Origin of the sequence: Cryobacterium sp. MLB-32 (assembly GCF_000738085.1) — a bacterium.
Taxonomy (GTDB): Bacteria; Actinomycetota; Actinomycetes; order Actinomycetales; family Microbacteriaceae; genus Cryobacterium.
In genome coordinates this window covers 1-19,293 of sequence record NZ_JPRS01000138.1, presented here as the reverse complement: position 1 = coordinate 19,293, position 19,293 = coordinate 1, and the positions used below count along the sequence as shown (strand labels likewise).

Genomic DNA, 19,293 nt, shown 5'->3' with positions numbered 1-19,293 from the left:
TTTGAGCGGGCGGCACTCGGGTGGACAAGTGCCACGCGCACACACACGTGCCGCGACATCCAGTGCAGACTATTCGTATGACCCTTCAGCCCTCGACTCCCGTGCAGCGACTCGTGCTCACCGTCGCAGTGCTCGCATCGTTCGTCGCGTTTCTCGACGGCACCGTCATCAACGTGGCCCTGCCGGCGATCACCCGGGAGCTCGGCGGCGGCATCACGACGCAGCAGTGGGTCGTCGACGCGTACCTCATCACCCTCGGTGCCATCATCCTGTTGGCCGGGTCGCTCTCCGACGCCTTCGGCCGCAAGCGCGTGCTGTTCTGGGGCCTCGTGGGGTTTCTGCTCGCCTCGATGCTGTGTGCGCTGGCGCCCTCGGCGGCGTTCCTCATCGGGGCGCGCGCCCTGCAGGGTGTCGCGGGGGCGCTCCTCGTACCGAGTTCGCTCGCCCTCATCCTCTCCGCGTTCTCGGGGGCCGCACAGGCCCGGGCGATCGGCTCGTGGACCGCATGGACCAGCACCGCATTCATCGCCGGCCCGCTGATCGGCGGGCTGCTGGTCGACCTGGCGTCCTGGCGGCTGGTGTTCGCCATCAACGTGGTGCCCATCGCCGTGACTCTGGTGCTTCTGGCCCGGCTGCCCGCCGACCGTCCGGCGGATGCGGGGGCGCGCGTCGACGTGCTCGGGGCCGTGCTCGGGGTGCTCGGGCTGGGGCTGCCCGTTTTTGCACTGATCGAGCAGCCGAACTTCGGCTGGTCGAGCCCGGTGATCATCGTGCCCGCGGTGGTGGGAATCCTGTCTTTCGTGGCTTTCATCCTGCATGAGCGGCGCACGGCCCAACCCATGATGCCGTTGAGCCTGTTCCACGTGCGCAACTTCTCGGTGGGCAACGTGGCCACCACGTTCTTCTACGGCGCGCTGTCGATCGGGTCGTTCGTGCTCGCGGTGTTCCTGCAGCAGGTGGGGGGCTACAGCGCGACGCTCGCCGGCCTGTCCCTCCTGCCGGTGACGATCTTCAGCATCCTGCTCTCGACCCTGTTCGGACGGCTCGCGGGCGTGCACGGGCCGCGGCTGTTCATGTGCGTCGGGCCGTTCGTGGGCGCGGTGGGTTTCTTCCTGATGCTGCGGATCACCGATGAGGTGAACTACTGGACGGAAGTTTTCCCCGGTGTCGTGGTGTTCGGCCTCGGGCTCACGATCACGGTGGCGCCGCTCACTTCCGCCATCCTCGGCGCCATCGACTCGTCGCGGGCGGGAATCGCCTCCGCGGTGAATAACGCCGTCTCGCGGGTAGCCGGGCTCGTGGCGATCGCGGCGCTGAGTTTCGTGGTGGGCTCGACCCTCGATCTCGCCGGGCTGCACCGTGCGGTGATCGCCACCGGCATCCTCATGGTGATTGCCGGCGTGGTGTCGGGTCTCGGCATCGTGAACGGGGCGAAGCCCGCCCGGGTCGACGTCACGGGCCCGGCTTAAGACGAGCCTTCGCCGGTCGGCGAGCGGGGTCTCGATTTCGACGCGCTCGATCCACGCGCTCCGTCGTCGCGCCTCGCCGGCGGAAGGGTCGCTGGAGGTGAATCGTTCCGTCGTCGCGCCCACGGAGCCTAGGCTCAGCACATGACACATGGAATTCGCTGGGGAATCCTGGCCACCGGCGGCATCGCCCACTCCTTCACCGACGACCTGATCCTTACCGGTCACACCGTGCAGGCGGTCGGATCGCGCAGTCAGGAGTCCGCCGACGCGTTCGCCGCCGAGTTCGGTATCCCGAACGCCCACGCGAGTTACGAGGCACTGGTGAACGACCCCGAGGTCGACGTCGTCTACGTGAGCACGCCGCATCCGTTTCACGCCGCCAACGCCGCCCTCGCCCTGAACGCCGGCAAGCACGTGCTGGTCGAAAAATCCTTCACCGTGAACGCTGCGGAGGCCCGTGCCCTCGTGGAACTCGCCGCGTCGAAGAACCTGCTGGTGCAGGAGGCCATGTGGACCCGCTTTCTGCCGCACATGGCTCGCATTCGCGAGATCATCGCCGCCGAGACCCTCGGCGACGTGCACACGCTCATCGTCGACCACACGCAAGACCTGCCCGACGACCCGGCGCACCGGCTCAATGCGCTTGAGCTGGGCGGCGGTGCCCTTCTCGACCTCGGGATCTACCCCATCTCCTTTGCGTCCGACCTCTTCGGGGCACCGGAGAGCATCCTCGCGAGCGCCACGTTCAAGGCCACGGGCGCCGATGCCCAGGTGGCCACGATCTTCCGGTACGCGGGCGGGCAGATCGCCACCACGCTCTCGGCCAGCGACACGAAGGGGCCGAACACGGCGAGTATCCTCGGCACCGAGGGACGGATCGACATTGACGCCATCTGGTACGCGCCCACCACCTTCCGGGTGCTCAACAGCCGCAACGAGGTGATCGAGACATACGTGAGCGAGGTTGCCGGGCGGGGCATGCACTGCGAGGCCACCGAGGTGGAGCGGCTGATTCTGGCCGGCAAGACCACCGGGGAGATTCTGTCGCCCGCGGAATCCGTGGCCATCATGGAGACCCTCGACGCCGTGCGTGCCCAGATCGGACTGCGCTACCCGGGCGAGTAGCGCGCCGCGCTCCGGAGCGCGGGCGCTGTGACGTCAGCGCGCCGCGCTCCGGAGGCGCCAAGGGCCGTCGGCTAACATGACCGGGTGGACAAACCAGACCTTCCGGCCGACGATGCCGAGCGCGACGATGGCGTCGACGACGCCGCGGCCGAGCTCCCGATAGCGGATGCCGCGGCCACGTCAGCGCTGTCCCTGGCGGACCCCGAAGCCACCGCGCGCCTCCTGGTCGCCGATGCCGCCGCTGTGCGGCCCGTGGCGCAGGACGCGACCACGGTTCTTCCCGTGTCGTCCACCGCGGCACCGACCGCTCCTACCGCGCCGGCCGGCCTCGGCGCGGTCTTCGCACGGCACCCCCGCGCCTGGCTGATCGCCGCGGGGGCCTGGTGTTCGCGCTGCTCGGAACGGGTGCCGTGTTCGCGGGAACCCGGACGGGTACGGGGGAGCCGAGTTCGGTATCCGCTGTGGAAAGCCCCACGGCCACGCCGACGCCCACCGCCACCGTTCCGCCGGCCCGGCCGGTTCCCGGCACGGCCACCGCGGCCAGCCGACTGCGCACCTGCTCGGTGGCCGGGCTCGCCGCCGACGCCCGGCTCGCCAATTTTCAGGCCCAGGTCGTGAACGCCACGACCGGCGAGGTGCTTTTCGACCGCGGCGGCACGACTCCCTCGGCCACCGCGAGTGTGCTCAAGGTCGTTACGAGCGCGGCCGCCCTCAGCGTGCTCGGGCCCGACTACCGCGCCTCGACCACGGTCGTGAAGGGCAGCGAGCCGGGCCAGGTGGTGCTCGTGGGCGGGGGAGACCTGACACTGTCGCGCCTCCCGAGCGGAGCCGAACCGTTCTACACCGGGGCGGCGCACCTCGACGACCTCGCCGCCCAGGCTCACGCGGCCTGGGACGCCGACCCGGCCAACGCCGGCGTGCCGATGACGAGCCTGGTGCTCGACTCCTCGTACTTCTCCGGCCCCGGCTGGGACGATGGCTGGGCCCGCTCCGAACTCGGCCTCGGCTACATGCCCGAGATCACGGCCCTGATGGTGGACGGCGACCGTGACAATCCGAGCCGCAGCACCTCCCCGCGCAGCGAAGACCCGATCGCCCGCGCCGGGCAGGCCTTTGCCGACGCCCTCGGCGGCGGCGTCACCGTGACCCAGGGCACGGCGCCGGCCGGTGCCGCCCAGCTCGCTGTCGTTCAATCCCAGCCGGTGTCGACACTGATCACACAGTCGCTCATCGTCTCGGACAACACTCTGGCCGAGATGCTGGCCCGGCTGACGGCCATCAAGAGCGGCGCCGGCAACGACTTCGCCTCGCTGCAGCAGGGCGTGGTGGGAGGCCTCGCCGCCTACGGCATCGACACCTCCGGCATCGTGATCAAGGACGGTTCCGGGTTGAGCCCGGCCAACGCCGTGGCCCCCGCGTACCTCACCGCCCTGTTCATCAAGATCAACGCGCGCGAGGGTAACCTCGGCGTGATCTTCGACGGCCTCCCGGTGGCCGGTGGCCCCTCCGGATCGCTCTCGTACAGCGACCGGTTCTCCGGCGCGAACGCGGCGGCCGACGGCGCCGTCTTCGCGAAAACGGGCTGGATCACCACCGGGTACACGCTGTCCGGCGTCATCCGTTCCGCCGACGGCACCCCGCTCACCTTCGCCGTCTATGCCCTCGGCAACGTGAGCGACAACGCCAAGCAGGCCATCGACACAATTACCACGGGCTTCTTCCGATGCGGCGATAACCTGTCTAATAACTAATCGCAAAGGAGCCATTGTGACGCGTGCGTTGTTCATCATTGACGTTCAGAACGATTTCACCGAGGGGGGTGCCCTGGCGGTGGTCGGCGGTGCGGCCGTCGCGGCCGGGATTAGCGCGCTCCTGGCGGCGCATCCGCAGAGCCATCGCCATATCTTCGCGTCGCGCGATTGGCACACGGCCGACAGCGCCAACGGCGGGCACATCGCCCTGGCCGAGGCACCCGATTTCGTGACCACCTGGCCCGTGCACTGCGTGGCCGGCACGCCCGGAGCGGAGTACCACCCCGACCTCGTGCTGCCCGACCGTGCCGTGCACATCTACAAGGGCCAGGGCGAGCCGGGCTACTCCATCTTCGAGGGCCGGAACGGAGAAGGCGACACGCTCGGCGCGACCCTCGCCCTGCGCGGCGTCACCGACGTGGATATCGTGGGCATCGCCACCGATCACTGTGTGCGTGCCTCGGCCCTCGACGCGCTCGAACACGGGCAGCATGTGCGGGTGTTCACCGACCTGATCGCCGGCGTCGACGAGGCCGCAAGCCGGGCCGCGCTCGCCGAAATGGCCCACATGGGCGCCGTTCTCGTCGAATCGACCACCACGACCGTGCTCGATTGAGCGCCCCGCTCTTCGCTCGGCGGCTCGACGGGGTGCGTATCGCGTATGACGTTCTCCCCGGGGAAAGCCCCATCCTGCTCGTGCACGGCTTTGCCTCCACAGCGGCCGCAACCTGGGGTGCCACCGGCTGGGCCACATTCCTCACGGATGCCGGGCGCGGCGTGATCACACCCGACCTGCGTGGCCACGGTCGCAGCGACGGTCCGACCGAGGCTGCCGACTACGCGCCGCGGCAGATGGCCGCAGACCTCGTTGCCGTGCTCGACGACCTGCTGCTCGATCAGGTCGACGTGATCGCGTACTCCCTCGGTTCCCGAGTTGCCGCCGCGCTGACGAGACTCGCACCGGAGCGGGTTCGGCGAGTGGTGCTCGGCGGTGCCGGCCCCATCGAGCATTTCACCTCCTGGGATCCGGCCGCCGTCGAGCGTTTCATCACCGACGGTGAGCTACCGGACGATCCCACGATCGCGGCCGTGCTGGGGGCGGCCATGAACGGGGGCGCCGACCGGCCCGCCCTGCTTGCGTGCGTGCAGGGGATGAGAGGATCCGTCCTGGACGTGCCGGCCGGCATTCCCCGGCTGTACGTCGCCGGAAGCGCCGACCCGATCCCCGAGGGCGTCGCCGAACTGGCCCGCACGGTCGGCGCCGAGTACGTCGGCCTGCCCGGCCGCACGCACATGAATGCGCTCGGCGCCCGCGAGTTTAAGCAGGCCGCGCTGGACTTCCTCGCCTGACCGAAACGGATCTGTCAGAAATATTGGCCGCGCTGCATCCAAACACGACGTGAGACCGGAAGGACTGTGTGTAAGCATCCCCTGCCCCGGTGATCTTCTCCGGGACAGCCAATAGGAGGTTCTCATGCGCAAGATTCTCAGTATCGGTATCGCGGCGGGCGCGCTCATCGCCCTCGCCGGCGTCACCCCGGCCACAGCCGCGGAAGGAGACGCCAAGCTGTCGGTCTTCCACGGTGTTCCCGGATTGACCGTTGACGTGTACGTCAACGGCGATCTCACTCTCGACAACTTCGAACCCGGTGCACTCGCCGGTCCGCTCGAACTCCCCGCGGGCACCTACTCGGTCGCGATCGCGGCCGCGGACTCCACTGGCCCCTCTCCGGCGGCGATCGGCCCGGTTGATCTCCCTCTGGAAGCCGGCAAGAACTACACGGCCGTGGCTCACCTTGACGCCGCCGGCGCTCCCACGGCCACCCTGTTCACCAACGACATCTCGACCCTTGCCGCTGGCGAAGGACGACTCACCGTGCGCCACGTGGCAGCCGCACCGGCGGTTGATGTGCTCGCCGGTGGCACGCCCGTGATCACCAATCTCGTCAATCCGGCCGAAGCGCTGCTGACCCTGCCGGCCGGAACCATCTCTGCGTCTGTCGCCGCTACCGGAACGACGGCCCCGGTCATCGGCCCGGCCGACGTGAACGTTGCCGAAGGTGTCAACACCATCGTCTACGCCTGGGGCAGCCTCGCCGACACCAACCTCGCGCTCGGTGTGCAGACCATCACCGGCCTGCACTCCAGCCCCGGCAGCATCCCCGCCGGTGAAGCGGGCCTCGCCGCCACCAACCAGCCGATGGCTCCCACCGCGCTCTGGCTCGGCGGATCGTCGCTGCTGCTCCTGCTCGGTGCCGCCGTCGCGCTGACCGTGCGGGCACGTCGTACCGCCGCAGCGAAGGCGAACTAACCCACATGGGCACGAGGAGAGCCGGATCGAGGCGCGTCGTTGTTCTCGCGGCGGCTCTCCTCGCGCTCATGATCAGCGGATGCTCCACCGCCACGCCGATACCTGACGTACCGGTGCCGGCGGCATCCGTTGCACCACCCCCACCACCCGCCACGCCGACCATCGACGTACCGACGGTTGACGCCAGCTTGGCTGGCCAGCCGCCGGCCGCCGCCGCACCGACCCGCGTGAGCATCGCGGCGCTCAGCATCGATATGGTCGTTGAATCCGCGGGACTCGACGCGGCCGGCTCGATGGCCCTCGCGGCCAATCCCGATATCGCGTCCTGGTACCGCTTCGGCCCGGCCCCCGGAACTACGGGAGCCACGGTGATTGCCGCCCACGTGGACTCGCTGCGATATGGACTCGGCCCGTTCGCGAGACTCGCCGACGCGCCGGCCGGTACCGAGATCGTGGTGATGGCAGCCGATGGTGTGGAGCACCGTTACGCACTCGAATCGGTGCAGTCCACGGGAAAACCAGAGGTGCCGTGGGCCACGATCTTCGACCGTACCGGAGCTCCGCGCCTCACCCTGGTGACGTGCGGAGGAGAATTCAACTACACGACGAAGCAGTACCAGTCGAATATCATCGTCACTGCGGTGCCGGTGTTGTAGCAGGCGAGTCGCTATGCTGATGAGCACCACGAGCGTGGCTTCAGCGGCCATCACCCTGACAGACACGCGCCAGACCTCGCACCTTTCACCCTGGAGCCCCGTTCACCCCGTGACACCGCGCGACGAGAAAACAGGCCACGACCGTGTGGTTCTTTCTGGCGCGGTCGAAGACAGCGTCGCGGTTCTCGAGGCGGACCGGCGTCTCGTTGAGAGTTTCCGCGCTGGCGACGAATGTGCCCTCGCCGAGATGTACGCCCGTTGGTCCGCACTCGTCTTCACGGTTGCGGTGCGCTCGCTCGGCGATCGAACCGAAGCCGAAGACGTGCTGCAGAAAGTCTTCATCGCAGCCTGGCGCGGCCGCCACACCTTCGATCCCGACCGAGCCAGACTGCCGGCCTGGCTCGTGGGCATCACCCGGAACACCGTTGCGGATACCCTCGCGGCGCGCACCCGACGCCGTCAGGTGGAAGAGACCGCAGCCCTGGATGTGCCCCTCGTGCAGCCCGACGATTCGATCGCGGTGGCCGACCAGGTTTTGATGAGCGAGGAACTCGAGCGGCTTGAGGCCGTTCCCCAGCAGGTGATGAGGCTGGCCTTCTACGATGATCTGACTCACGTACAGATCGCCGACAGCCTCGGGCTGCCGCTCGGCACCGTGAAGAGCCACATCCGCAGAAGTCTGAGCCGCTTGAAAACCCGATTGGAGGTGAACTATGACCCATCTTGATCCCGATGCACTCGCCCTGATGGCCCTGGCCGAGATTTCGGCCACGCCAGCAGAGAGCGAACACCTGGCGGTCTGCACGGACTGCGCTGACGAACTCCTCGCCCTGCAGCACACCGTCGATGTGGGTCGCGCGGCCCCCACGGTCGAGCTCCTCACCCCTGATCCCGCGGCGTGGGCTCGCATTCACGCCGCCCTCGGACTGTCGGCGGCGGTCGCCGCCGTTCCCTCTGTGCCGCGCCCGGCAGAGGCCGAGCCCGTGACCGCTCCGGTCGCTGACAGCGCTGTGCCCGACGCCGTGTCGTCCGGCGTCGATGACCAGCCGGCAGCGGCCGCGCACTCGGCCCCGGTCGTCTCAATTTCCCGGGCGCGGCGTCTGTGGATTCCGCTCGCCGCCGCCGCCGTTCTCGGCCTCGTAGCCGGCTACGCGGCCAGCAGTTGGCTGCCCGTTTCCGGCGGCGAGCCATCCGTTCTCGCCCGAGCGGAACTGGCCCCGCTCCCCGGCTGGAACGCAAACGGCCAGGCGTCCGTCGAAGCGCTCGCCACGGGCGAGCGTGACGTGCTGATCACGCTCGACGGCGTCGACGCTGTCGACGGTGTATCGCCGGAGGCACCGCTGCGCGAGGTGTGGCTGCTCAGCCCGGATGCCACGAAGCTGGTGAGCCTTGGGTTGCTGAACGGCACCACCGGCAGGTTCGTCATCCCCGCCGAAATCGACCTCGCCGAGTACCCGCTCGTGGACGTCTCGGCCGAGCCCAACGACGGCAACCCCGCGCACTCGGCCGATTCGGTCGTGCGCGGGGAGCTCCGCTCCAGCTGACCGGAACCCCGGCCCGCTCTGGTCACTGGGCCTGAGGGCCTGAGGATCTACAGGGTGTTGCCCAGCTTGAAGCCGGCCACGGTGTCGTCCTGGCGGGTGTAGGAGAAGCCGTCGGCGCCCACGGTGACGGCCATCTCGGTGGGTTCTGCCCGCTCGACCACCGGCTGCGGGGTGCCGTCGAGGTCGAGCACGAGGGAGGCATCCGTGTACCAGCTCGGCACGACCGGGTTACCCCACCAGTCGCGGCGCTGGTTGTCGTGCACGTCCCAGGTGACGACGGGGTTGTCGGGGTCGCCGGTGTAGTAATCCTGCGTGTAGATCTCGACGCGGTGGCCGTCGGGGTCGCGCAGGTACAGGTAGAACGCGTTCGAGACGCCGTGGCGCCCCGGTCCGCGCTCGATCAGGTCGCTCTTACGCAGGGCACCGAGCTTGTCGCAGATGTAGATGATGTTGTGCTTCTCATGCGTCGCGAAGGCGATGTGGTGCATGCGCGGCCCGGCGCCGCCGGTGAGGGCCGTGTCGTGCACGGTGTCCTTGCGGCGCAGCCACGCCGCGTACGTGACGCCGTCGGAATCCTGAATGTCTTCGGTCACGCGAAAACCGAGGTCCTCGAGGTAGCCGCGGCCGAGGCCCACGTCGGGGGTGACCTGGTTGAAGTGGTCGAGGCGCACGAGCGCGCCAGGGCCCTGCAGGTCGTAACGCCAGGCGAGACGTTCCACATGCTCAACGGTGAAGAAGAATTCGTAGGGAAAGCCGAGCGGATCCTCGACGCGCACGCTGTCGCCGACGCCCTTCACGAAGCCGTCGCGCCGACGCTCGGTGCGGCAGCCGAGCTGCTGGTAGTACGCCTCGGCAAGGTCAACGTCTCCGGGTGAACGCACCCGGAAGGCCATGGCGGCGACGGCCGCAACGGGGCCGACGCGCAGCACGAGGTTGTGGTGGATGAATTCCTCGAAGCCGCGCAGGTAGATTTCGGTGTCGCTCTCCTCTGTGACGACGAGACCGAGGATATCGACGTAGAACTCGCGCGACTTGGCGAGGTCGGTCACGACGATGTCCATGTATGCACAACGGAGAATATCCGGTGCCGGCACGGTGGGGGTGGGGATGAAGGTCATGGAGTTCTCCTCGTTGAGATGGACTGACGTGTTTTGGGGTGCTTAGCGCAGGTTGTGGAGGTTGGCGCAGGCCGGAACATGCGCTGCGTTCCGAAAGGTGCGCCGCTTGTTCCGCGCCCTGCACTGGCGGACGGATGGTGCGCCGGCCGCCGGAGCGTGCTGGGACGGCTGCTGCGGGACTGGTCGGGGCGTGGCGCAAGTTGTGGAGGTTGGCGCAGGGCGGACCGTGCGCCGGCTTCCGCAAGGTGCGCCGCCGGCTCCGTACCCTGCGCCGGTTTCGGGAGCCTGCGCTGCAGCCTCCTGAAACCGTCGGCGGGAATGGGAGACATAGACGGCTCCTAGCGGGCGCCGAAGCGTGCGGTGTGCACATGGCCGATGCTGATGTGCACGGCCTGCTGGTCGGTGTAGAAGTCGATCGAACGGTAGCCGCCCTCGTGGCCGAGGCCGGAGGACTTCACACCGCCAAACGGTGTGCGCAGGTCCCGCACATTGTGGGAGTTGAGCCACACCATGCCGGCCTCGATCGACTGCGCGAACGTGTGGGCGCGCACCAGGTTCGTGGTCCAGATGTACGCCGCGAGGCCGTACTTTACGCCGTTGGCCAGTTCGAGGGCCTCGGCATCCGTATCGAACGGGGTGATCGTGACCACGGGGCCGAAGATCTCTTCCTGGAAGACCCGCGCCGTGGGCGCGACGTCGGCGAACACCGTGGGCGAGACGTAGTTGCCCTGCGGCAGTGTGTCGGGGCGGCCGCCCCCGGCGAGCAGACGGCCCTCGGTTTTGCCGATTTCCACGTAGCTCATCACCTTGGCGTAGTGCTCGGGGTGCACGAGCGCCCCTACCTCGGTGGCCGGATCATGCGGGTCGCCGACGACGATGTTCGCCGCCCTGGCCGCATACCGCTCACAGAATACGTCGTAGATCGACCGCTCCACGAGGATTCGGCTGCCCGCGGTGCAGCGTTCGCCGTTGAGCGAGAACACGCCGAACAGCGTCGAGTCGATGGCGCCATCGAGGTCGGCATCGGCGAACACGATCGCGGGGGACTTGCCCCCGAGCTCCATCGACATGCCCTTGAGGTTCGCGGCGCAGTTGCGGTAAATCGTCTGCCCGGTGGTCGTTTCGCCCGTGAAAGAGATGAGCGGCACATCCGGATGTTTGACCAGCGCGTCGCCGGCCTCCTCGCCGATGCCGTTGACCAGGTTGAAAACCCCGTCCGGCACGCCGGCGCTGCGGAAGATCTCCGCCCACAGGCTCGCCGACAGGGGCGTGAACTCCGCCGGCTTGAGCACGACCGTGCAGCCGGAGGCGAGCGCGGGAGCGAGTTTCCAGCTTTCGAGCATGAACGGCGTGTTCCACGGGGTGATCAGGCCGGCGACACCGACCGGCTTGCGGTTCACATAGTTGATCTGGCTGCCGGGAACCTTGTAGGTGTCGTCTGCCTGCGCCACGATCAGGTCGGCGAAGAACCGAAAGTTCTCGGCCGCACGCTGGGCCTGCCCGAATGCCTGCGTGATGGGCAGCCCGGTGTCGAACGTCTCCAGCTCGGCGAGCCGGGCATCCTGTGCCTCGACCGCGTCGGCGATGCGGTTGAGGATGCGCGAGCGTTCGCGGGGTTTGAGCCGGGGCCACGGGCCGGTGCGGAAGGCCTCCGTTGCGGCGGCCACGGCGAGGTCGATGTCGGCCTGCTGACCGGCGGCCGCGGTCGCGTAGGTCTGGTTCGATACCGGGTCGAGCACGTCGAAGGTTTCGCCGCCGACACTGTCGACGAAGCGCCCGCCGATGAAGTGCTGCAGGTGGGTGGGGAGGTTCTCCGGCACGTAGTGCGCGGGGTGCGTGGCCGTCACCGGCGCGGACGTCACTGGGTGGCTCCGGTGAGGGTGAAGCCGGCGGTGGACGTGAGGTAGTCGGAGCCGGCGTTCATCAGGATGCGCATCGTGGCGATGCCGCCCGGGGTCGGTTCGATGAGCGGGGGACGCACGAACGCCGATTCGATCAGTCCGCGCTGCTGCATCACCCACTTGCCGGGGGCCGGGTTGGTCTCCACGAAGAGCAGGTCGACGAGCGGGTGCAGGCCGTAGTGGATCTTCCGCGCGGTGGCGAAGTCGCCCGACTCCCAGGCCTCGAACATCTGCGCCACGGCGGCCGGCGCGATGTTGGAGGTGGCGCTGACGAACCCGGCGCCGCCGAGGGCCATCAGCGGGAGGCAGAGCAGCTCGAGGCCGCTCCACACCATCAGCTCCGGGCCGCAGAGGTGCAGCACCCGGGAGAAGTGCTCGAAGTCCTTGGTGGTTTCCTTGACGCCCACGAAGTTGTCGAAGTCCCGGTAGAGGCGGTACACGGTCTCGGGGGCGATATCGACGGCGGTGCGGCTCGGCACGTTGTACGCCACGATCGGCAGGTCGGGGAACTCCTCGCAGACCGTCTTGTACCAGACGTACAGCGCCTCCTGCGTGGGCCTGGCGTAATACGGCGTGATGATGAGCGCCGCGTCGATGCCGGCATCACGGCCGGCGGCGGTGAGTTCGAGCGTCTCGTCGAGCTTGGTGGATCCGGTGCCGGCCATGAAGTGCACCCGGTCATCGATAGCGGTCGCCACGGTGCGAATCGCCGCGGCGCGCTCGGCGATCGTCTGCGAGCTGGGCTCTCCGGTCGACCCGCCGATCGAGATGCCGTGGGAACCGGATGCGATCTGCCAGTTCACCAGGTTCGTCAGGCCGGCATGGTCGACGGCCCCGTCGGCGGTGAACGGCGTCATCAGGGCGGCGATGGAGCCGCGGATCTGGCTCGGGTTGCTGCGGAACTTCATATTATTTTCCTTCCGGGCGAACGGTGCGAGAGGCGAGGAATGCCTCGAGGGTGGCGAGTCGGTGGTTACGGGCGGCGAGTTCGATCTCGAGCGATGGTGCCTTGCGATCGAGCAGGTCGAGCAGGCGGGAATGTTCGGCCACCGATTCGGCGGCGCGGCCGGGCACGAAACCGAACGTGGACTCGCGCAAAACCGAGAGTCTGTTCCAGCCTCGGTGCACGAGGTCGAGAATATGCGGGTTGGGGCATGTGCTGTAGAGCACGGAGTGGAAGTCCCGGTTGAGGGCGGTGAACCGCACCGGGTCGAAGTGCGTGAGGGTCTCGGCCATGTCCTCGTTGATCTGTCTGGCTCGGCCGAGGGCATCCGCGGTCAGTGTGGGCGCGGAGAGCGCGGTGGCGGCGCCTTCGACGAGGCCGAGGGTCTGCATCGTGTATTCGTACTCGGTCGGGTCGAGCATGGCCACCTGGGCGCCCACATTGCGGGCGAAGGTGACGAGTCCCTCGGCTTCCAGGCGACGGATGGCTTCGCGCACCGGCACGGGACTCATCGAGATGTCCCGAGCGATCTGATCGAGCACCAACCGGTACCCGGGGCCGAACGTGCCGTCATTGATGCGCATCTTCAGCCAGTCGTAGGCGAGCTGCGCCTTGCCGACGGCGGGGGTGGCTAGCGCGGCAGCCATGCGCGGTACCGTTCCTTCCACTCGGCATTCATCGGGTATAGGCCGTCGACGCCCTCGCCGGCGGCGACCTGCTCGGCGATGAAGGTCTCCTCCCGTTCCTGCTCGATCGCGTCGGTGACCACGGACTCGACCAGGTGCGGCGGGATGACCAGAACCCCGTCGGCGTCGCCGATGATCACGTCGCCGGGCTGCACGGCGGCGCCGCCACAGGTGATGGTGAGGTCGGTGTCCCACGGTACGTGGCGGCGGCCGAGTACGGCGGGGTGGGCGCCGGCGTGGTACGTGGGGAGGCCGAGGGCGGCGACGGCCGCCGCTGTCGCGCACCCCGCCATCCGTCACAATGCCGGCCGCGCCGCGCACCTGGCGCGCAGGGCGAGGATGTCGCCGACGGTTCCGGTACCGGTTTCGCCGCGGGCCTCGATCACGAGCACATCTCCGGGGGTGAGGCCGTCGAAGGCACGTTTCTGGGCGTTGTAGCCGCCGCCGTGGCTGGCAAAGAGGTCCTCGCGGGCAGGGATGAAGCGCAGCGTGCGAGCCCTTCCCACCATGCGCTTGTCGGCATGCATCGGGCGGAGACCGTCGATGCTCACGGCGTTGAAACCGCGCTTGCGCATTTGCGCGCTGAGGGTGGCCGTGCCCACGGTGTTGATGCGCGCGATCAGCTCCTCGGTGAGGTCGAAGACGATCGGCACGGTGAGCCCGGCGGCCGCCGCGGAGCCCCAGGCCTCGGCGCGTTGGTGATCGTCGACCCGGGGGAGGGCGCCGAAATCGCCGAGCTCGAACCTGCCCTCGGTGACCGGGGTCACCAGTCGACCGCTGCTCGGGGCGCCGGGGGCGGTCGGTGCGTCGACCTCGACCTCGACGACGTCGCCGGGGGAGACAACGGATGACCCGGCGGGCGTTCCCGTGAGGATCACGTCGCCGCGTTCCAGCGTCATGAGCTGCGCGAGGTCGGCCACGAGACGACCGAACGGGAACAGCAGATCGGCGGTCGTGTCGCTCTGCACGAGGTCGCCGTTCACCCAGGTGCGCACACGCAGGGCGGTCGGGTCGAGGGAATCGGCCGGCAGCACATTCGGGCCGAGCGGGGTGAACCCGTCGCCGCCCTTCGACCGAACGTTCGAGCCCTTGTCGGCGTAGCGCAGGTCGTACACGCCGAAGTCGTTCGCGGCAGTGACGCCGGAGACCGCGGCCCAGCCGTCTTCGGGACGGATGCCGCGCACCCGACGGCCGATGATGAGCGCGATCTCACCCTCGAAGGCGAGGAGTTCGCTGCCCTTGGGCCGCACGATGGCGGTGCCGGAGGAGGAGACGCTCGAGCCGGGCTTGAGAAAGTATGAGGGCTGCTCCGGAAAGCGGCCGCGCTGGGCCGCCCGCGAGGGATAGTTGATGTGCACGGCAATTACTTTGCCGGGCCGTCCGATGAACGGATTCGGTTCGTTTGTCATGGCATCCTCTCGCAGCACTGCGGGTTATATAGGAAACCATATACGATCCGTGACTCCCTGTCGAGACCCCCGTGACCCGGTCGCGCGACGCGCCCACCCCTCCCGTTGGTCGAGGCGCGACGAAGGGATGCGTGGATCGAGCGTGTCAAGATCGAGGCCCCGCGACCCGGTCCTCAGTCGTGGCTGGTGTATCCCGCCCCGGCTGGAGCCCTGCTGCCTCAGCCGGAAGTTCCTCCGTCAATCCCTCGTGCGTCATTCACAGCGGTGCGTAGCGCCGCCCTCGCTTGTTCGGGTCGCCCGTTGGGTCAGCGGGCGATGAGCTCCTCGGTCGAGAGGTCGGGCAGCGCGACGGTGACCTGCGTGCCCCACGGGTCGGTGACGGTGACGGAGCGGCCGTCATGGCCGAACGGTATCGACCGCGCGCGCAGCCGAACCATGAGCGAATCCAGGTCGACGGTGCCGGGCACCGTCACGCCGACGTCGGCGAGACCAAGGCTCGCGGCGCGCGGACCCGCACCGCGGCTGTTCCACACGTTCATGGCGATGTGGTGGTGGTAGCCGCCCGCGGAGGCGAAGAGTCCACCGGAATAGCGCGTCTGGGTGGCTTCGAATCCGAGGGCGTCGACGTAAAACGTGCGCGCAGTCTCGATATCGCCCACCTGGAGGTGCACATGCCCGACGGTGCCGGCCAGCGACGGTGCGGCATCCGCTGTTTCGGCGCTGAGGTGGCGCTGGAGATAGGCCTGCGGGTCGAGATAGTTGGTGGCCATCTGGATCTCAGTGCCCTGGCGCACCCATTCGCTCCGGGCTCGGTCTGTGTACAGCTCGACGCCGTTGCCCTCGGGGTCGGTGAAGTAGAACGCCTCGCTCACGAGGTGGTCGCTCGACCCGATGAAGACGCTGCGCGGATGCTGCGCGGCACGATAAACCGTCGTCGCGAGGCTGGCGGGGGTCTCGAAGAGAAACGCGGTGTGGAACAAACCCGCCTGACGCGGATCGACTCCGGGCAGATCCGGGGTGTGGATCAGTCGCACGAGCGGTGTCAAGCCTCGGCCCAGAATGCGGTGCACCTCGCGGCCGCGGCTGCGCTCCTCAAGCGGCTCCATGGCGAATGCGCGCGAATAGTAGTCCGACATGCCGGTGAGATCGCCGACCCGCAGGGTCACCGCACCCATCGAGGTATCGGCATTGAGGATTCGCTCGCTGGTCATGAAGATGTGCCCCTTCGGTCTGTGGCCGGAATTGATTGTAGCTTCAACCATACAGGTAGTTGCTTGTAGCTTCAACTAATTCTCGCGGGTGTCCGGGTCGGTTCACTTCGGGGCGCTGTCGCGAGGCTCCTCTGGGTGCTCAGGCGCCCCTTAGGCGGATGTTGGCACGTCCGTCACGCGACATGCCACGTTCGGCCCCTTGGGCGCGGTATCCCTCACGCGACATGCCACGTTCGGCCCCTTGCCGTCGTTCATGGGGCGGAAGTTGGCAGGTCGCGAAAACCATGGGGCGGACGTTGGCAGGTCAGGACGCGACGTGCCAACATCCGCCCCATGAGGGGGCAGGCGAGGGGCGATGCGCTGCCAGCAGGGGAGGCGCGGCCCCGTGCGGCGAGGCGGGGTCAGGCCTTGTGCTGCTGGCGGAGGAACGCGTCCAGCGTGGCGAGACGGTGGTTGCGTGCCGCCATCTCGATGGTGAGCGCGTCCGCGCCGGAGGCCATCAGGTCGAGCAGGGCGGTGTGCTCGGCCACGGATTCGGTCGCCGGCCGGGCACGAAGCTGAACGTGGACTCGCGAATGGTGCCGAGGCGCACCCAGTAGCGGTCCACCAGATCGAGGAGGTGCGGGTTGGGGCAGGCTTCGAACAGCAGCGTGTGGAATTCCCGATTGAGCCGGGTGAAGGTCACCGGGTCGAAGTCCAACAGGCACGCGGCCATGGCCGTGTTGATGGCGCGGGCCTGCTGCAGGGCATGCGGGGCGAGGGAGGGCGCGGAGAGGGCGGTCGCGAGACCTTCCACGAGGCTCAGCGTTTGCATGGTGTGGGCGTACTCGTCGGAGTCGATCACCGCGACCTGGGCGCCGACGTTGCGTTCGAAGGTGACGAGTCCCTCCGACTCGAGCAATCGGATGGCCTCGCGCACGGGGACCTGGCTCACGCCCACCGCCGCGGCGATCTGGCCGAGTACCAGCCGATACCCCGGGCTGAAGCTGCCGTCCGTGATGCGGGCCTTGATCCACTGGTAGGCGAGGATGGCCTTGCTGAGAGGCTCGGGGGCGGATGCGGCGGCCTCGGCCGGCCGGGCGGCATCCGTGTGCGGCTGTGTCTGTTCCAGCATTCGAATTCCTGCGCTTTCGGTAGCTCACATGATATTCGAGCGGGTGCCCGGGCAGAAGCCCGGGCACCCGAGGTGCTAGTCGTGCGTGGATACCCCGAGCGGAATGCCGCGGGTCTCTTTCACCAGCGTGACGGCCACAAAGGAGATCGCAGCGAGCACCATGAGGTACACGGCGATGGAGATGGACTGTCCGGTCTTATCGAGCAGGAGCTGGGCGATCAGCGGCGCGAAGGCCCCGCCGAGGATGGCGCCGAGGGCGTAGCCGATCGAGACGCCCGAGTAGCGCACCTGGGCCGGGAACATTTCGGCGTAGAGCGCTGCCTGCGGGCCGTACGAGAAGCCGAGGCCGGCCGCCAGGATGATGAGGGCCATGCTGTACCAGGCGATGTTGCCCGTGTCGATGAGCAGGAACATCGGAATGGACCAGATGAAGAGGAATGCGTAGCCGAGCTGGAAGGTGCGCACGCGACCGATCCGGTCGGACAGGATGCCGCCGAGCATGGTGGACGCGAGCCAGAAGAGTGCCGCGACGGTGCTGGCGATGAGTACCGGGGTGCGTTCCATGCCCAGTCCGCCGGCCTCGACGGGCTTGGTGGCGTAGGAATTGAAGAAGGCGATCAGCATGTAACCGGCCGCGTTGTTGGCGATGAAGATGAGCGCGGTGAGCACGACCTGACGGGTGTGGTTCGTGAACAGCTGCTTGAGCGGCGCGGCGGACTCCTTCTTGCGGGTCTGCATCTCCTGGAAGACCGGGCTCTCGGCGACGGCGCGGCGGATGAACCAGCCGACCACGATCAGCAGCACGGAGACGAGGAACGGGATGCGCCAGCCCCAGCTGAGGAAGGCTTCCTCGCTCATCGAGGTGGTGACGAGGATCATCACGCCGGTGGCGAGAATGAGGCCGACCGGAACGCCGATCTGCGGGTAGCGCCGAAGAAACCGCGCTTGGTGACCGGAGCGTGCTCGACGCTCATGAGCGCCGCACCGCCCCATTCGCCGCCGGCGGAGAAGCCCTGCAGGATGCGCAGCAGGATGAGCAGGACGGGCGCCCAGACGCCGATCTGGTCGTAGGTGGGGAGCAGGCCGATGAGCGCGGTGGCCGCGCCCATCATGACGAGCGTGAAAACGAGCATCGCCTTGCGGCCGAGACGGTCACCGAGGTGGCCGGCCACGATGGCGCCGAGGGGGCGGAACAGAAAGCTGATGCCGAGCGACGCCCAGGCGATGAGCTGCGCGAGGCCGGCGTTCTCGCCGGCGAGCGGAGCGAAGAAGAGCCCGGCAAGTACGAGGCCGGCGGCCTGCGCGTAGATGAAGAAGTCGTACCACTCGATGGTGGTGCCCACCATTGTGCCGGCGAGCACGCGGCGTTCCTCGCCGCGTTTGATGCTGGCGCTGCGCGCGAGCTCGTTCGTCAAAGCCATGGAATACTCCCTTGTGCTCACTTGAGGACTGTATAAATTTTCGTATCACAGAAGATATATCATCTGCGAGGGCTCGTGCGCTACTGCAGCGCATAAGTTCCCGACCCGTAGAAAACCCGCACAGGGGTCATGGGCGGGCAGAATTACCCGGTGATCGAAGGTTTCGGCGAGCGGACAGGGTTGCGCCCCAATTCGAGGCGGCCCAGCGAGGCGGCGCAGCGATGTGTGCGGTGAGGCGGAACCGAGCGTACGACCACAGGCGACCTCTCGTGCGGCCCCGAGCGGACGACGGTAGCCGTCCCCGAAGCGGCCGCTGGGTCAGTGCAGTTCGGCCACGATCGCGGCGGCGGCCGCGGCGAGCCGGTCGCCGATGACGTCCGGCGTATGGGCGCTCGAGATGTAGACCGCGGCCAGCGCCGCCGGCGCACGGCCGGGAATCATCAGCGGTACGGCGATCGACGAGAGGCCCTCGATGACTTCGTCGTGGCTTCGGGCGAACCCGACGGTGCCAACCTCACCCGCCTCGCCACGGCGGGCTTCGTCGTGCCCGAGCGCGGCCCACTGAGCCGCGCCGAGGCCCGACTGGATCGCGATTCCGGGCGCCCGACGGCAAGCGGATGCCGCGTACCCGGGC

The 19,293-nt window shown here is 68.2% G+C and carries 14 protein-coding genes and 4 pseudogenes; 9 read left to right on the top strand and 9 right to left on the bottom strand.

Going from position 1 to position 19,293, the window contains the following annotated elements; translation table 11 throughout:
• The first annotated feature begins 77 nt into the window (after positions 1-77).
• The 9 genes from JF66_RS13175 to JF66_RS13135 all read left to right on the top strand — a co-directional run bounded on the left by JF66_RS13175 (position 78) and on the right by JF66_RS13135 (position 8,856).
• Positions 78-1,469: a DHA2 family efflux MFS transporter permease subunit gene (locus JF66_RS13175; RefSeq protein ID WP_035878873.1), complete on the top strand. Its 1,392-nt coding sequence runs from the start codon at positions 78-80 to the stop codon at positions 1,467-1,469.
• A 141-nt stretch (positions 1,470-1,610) separates the two neighbouring features.
• Positions 1,611-2,594, top strand: coding sequence for a Gfo/Idh/MocA family protein (locus tag JF66_RS13170; protein ID WP_035878872.1), 984 nt, complete (start codon positions 1,611-1,613; stop codon positions 2,592-2,594).
• 383 nt (positions 2,595-2,977) lie between these two features.
• Complete coding sequence (locus tag JF66_RS13165) at positions 2,978-4,345, top strand: D-alanyl-D-alanine carboxypeptidase/D-alanyl-D-alanine-endopeptidase (RefSeq protein WP_035878871.1); 1,368 nt, start codon at positions 2,978-2,980, stop codon at positions 4,343-4,345.
• A gap of 16 nt (positions 4,346-4,361) precedes the next feature.
• On the top strand, positions 4,362-4,961 hold the full coding sequence (locus JF66_RS13160) for an isochorismatase family protein (protein WP_035878870.1): 600 nt from the start codon (positions 4,362-4,364) through the stop codon (positions 4,959-4,961).
• A complete protein-coding gene (locus tag JF66_RS13155) occupies positions 4,958-5,695 on the top strand; it encodes an alpha/beta fold hydrolase (protein WP_051973518.1) in 738 nt (245 codons plus the stop codon). Before JF66_RS13160 ends, JF66_RS13155 begins: the two co-directional genes overlap by 4 nt.
• Before the next feature lie 124 nt (positions 5,696-5,819).
• The gene (locus JF66_RS13150) at positions 5,820-6,656 is read left to right on the top strand and encodes a DUF4397 domain-containing protein (protein WP_035878869.1); all 837 of its coding nucleotides are present in this window, start codon (positions 5,820-5,822) and stop codon (positions 6,654-6,656) included.
• 5 nt (positions 6,657-6,661) lie between these two features.
• Positions 6,662-7,312: a class F sortase gene (locus JF66_RS13145; RefSeq protein WP_035878868.1), complete on the top strand. Its 651-nt coding sequence runs from the start codon at positions 6,662-6,664 to the stop codon at positions 7,310-7,312.
• Positions 7,313-7,331: 19 nt separating this feature from the next.
• Positions 7,332-8,039, top strand: a complete 708-nt coding sequence (locus JF66_RS13140; RefSeq protein ID WP_081882381.1) for a sigma-70 family RNA polymerase sigma factor — start codon at positions 7,332-7,334, stop codon at positions 8,037-8,039.
• Positions 8,026-8,856, top strand: a complete 831-nt coding sequence (locus JF66_RS13135; RefSeq protein ID WP_035878867.1) for an anti-sigma factor domain-containing protein — start codon at positions 8,026-8,028, stop codon at positions 8,854-8,856. The genes JF66_RS13140 and JF66_RS13135 overlap by 14 nt, the downstream gene beginning before the upstream one ends.
• Before the next feature lie 47 nt (positions 8,857-8,903).
• Here the strand turns inward: JF66_RS13135 and hpaD are convergent, their stop codons facing one another.
• From hpaD to JF66_RS23655, 9 genes and pseudogenes are all read right to left on the bottom strand, one after another.
• A complete protein-coding gene (gene hpaD, locus JF66_RS13130; RefSeq protein WP_035878866.1) occupies positions 8,904-9,974 on the bottom strand; it encodes a 3,4-dihydroxyphenylacetate 2,3-dioxygenase in 1,071 nt (356 codons plus the stop codon).
• A 338-nt stretch (positions 9,975-10,312) separates the two neighbouring features.
• A complete protein-coding gene (gene hpaE, locus JF66_RS13125) occupies positions 10,313-11,836 on the bottom strand; it encodes a 5-carboxymethyl-2-hydroxymuconate semialdehyde dehydrogenase (RefSeq protein WP_035878865.1) in 1,524 nt (507 codons plus the stop codon).
• A complete protein-coding gene (gene dapA / locus JF66_RS13120; protein WP_035878864.1) occupies positions 11,833-12,783 on the bottom strand; it encodes a 4-hydroxy-tetrahydrodipicolinate synthase in 951 nt (316 codons plus the stop codon). The genes hpaE and dapA overlap by 4 nt, the downstream gene beginning before the upstream one ends.
• Position 12,784: 1 nt before the next feature.
• Positions 12,785-13,465 (bottom strand): GntR family transcriptional regulator, encoded by a 681-nt coding sequence (locus JF66_RS13115; RefSeq protein ID WP_035878863.1) that lies wholly within the window; start codon positions 13,463-13,465, stop codon positions 12,785-12,787.
• A pseudogene (locus JF66_RS13110) lies at positions 13,450-14,913 on the bottom strand (fumarylacetoacetate hydrolase family protein). The gene JF66_RS13115 and the pseudogene JF66_RS13110 overlap by 16 nt, the downstream one beginning before the upstream one ends.
• A gap of 305 nt (positions 14,914-15,218) precedes the next feature.
• Entirely contained in the window at positions 15,219-16,124 is a 906-nt protein-coding gene (locus tag JF66_RS13105) for a VOC family protein (RefSeq protein WP_156109785.1), read from the bottom strand.
• Positions 16,125-16,525: 401 nt separating this feature from the next.
• Positions 16,526-17,238, bottom strand: a pseudogene (locus JF66_RS13100) (GntR family transcriptional regulator).
• Positions 17,239-17,313: 75 nt separating this feature from the next.
• A pseudogene (locus JF66_RS13095) lies at positions 17,314-18,659 on the bottom strand (MFS transporter).
• 318 nt (positions 18,660-18,977) lie between these two features.
• A pseudogene (locus tag JF66_RS23655) lies at positions 18,978-19,293 on the bottom strand (ArsR family transcriptional regulator); the annotation flags it as partial.

Coding starts and splice junctions, on each gene's coding strand:
- JF66_RS13175 (WP_035878873.1), top strand. CDS start 78: ATGACCCTTCAGCCCTCGACTCCCGTGCAGCGACTCGTGCTCACCGTC.
- JF66_RS13170 (WP_035878872.1), top strand. CDS start 1,611: ATGACACATGGAATTCGCTGGGGAATCCTGGCCACCGGCGGCATCGCC.
- JF66_RS13150 (WP_035878869.1), top strand. CDS start 5,820: ATGCGCAAGATTCTCAGTATCGGTATCGCGGCGGGCGCGCTCATCGCC.
- JF66_RS13145 (WP_035878868.1), top strand. CDS start 6,662: ATGGGCACGAGGAGAGCCGGATCGAGGCGCGTCGTTGTTCTCGCGGCG.
- JF66_RS13140 (WP_081882381.1), top strand. CDS start 7,332: ATGAGCACCACGAGCGTGGCTTCAGCGGCCATCACCCTGACAGACACG.
- JF66_RS13135 (WP_035878867.1), top strand. CDS start 8,026: ATGACCCATCTTGATCCCGATGCACTCGCCCTGATGGCCCTGGCCGAG.
- hpaD (WP_035878866.1), bottom strand. CDS start 9,974: ATGACCTTCATCCCCACCCCCACCGTGCCGGCACCGGATATTCTCCGT.
- dapA (WP_035878864.1), bottom strand. CDS start 12,783: ATGAAGTTCCGCAGCAACCCGAGCCAGATCCGCGGCTCCATCGCCGCC.
- JF66_RS13115 (WP_035878863.1), bottom strand. CDS start 13,465: ATGGCTGCCGCGCTAGCCACCCCCGCCGTCGGCAAGGCGCAGCTCGCC.
- JF66_RS13105 (WP_156109785.1), bottom strand. CDS start 16,124: ATGACCAGCGAGCGAATCCTCAATGCCGATACCTCGATGGGTGCGGTG.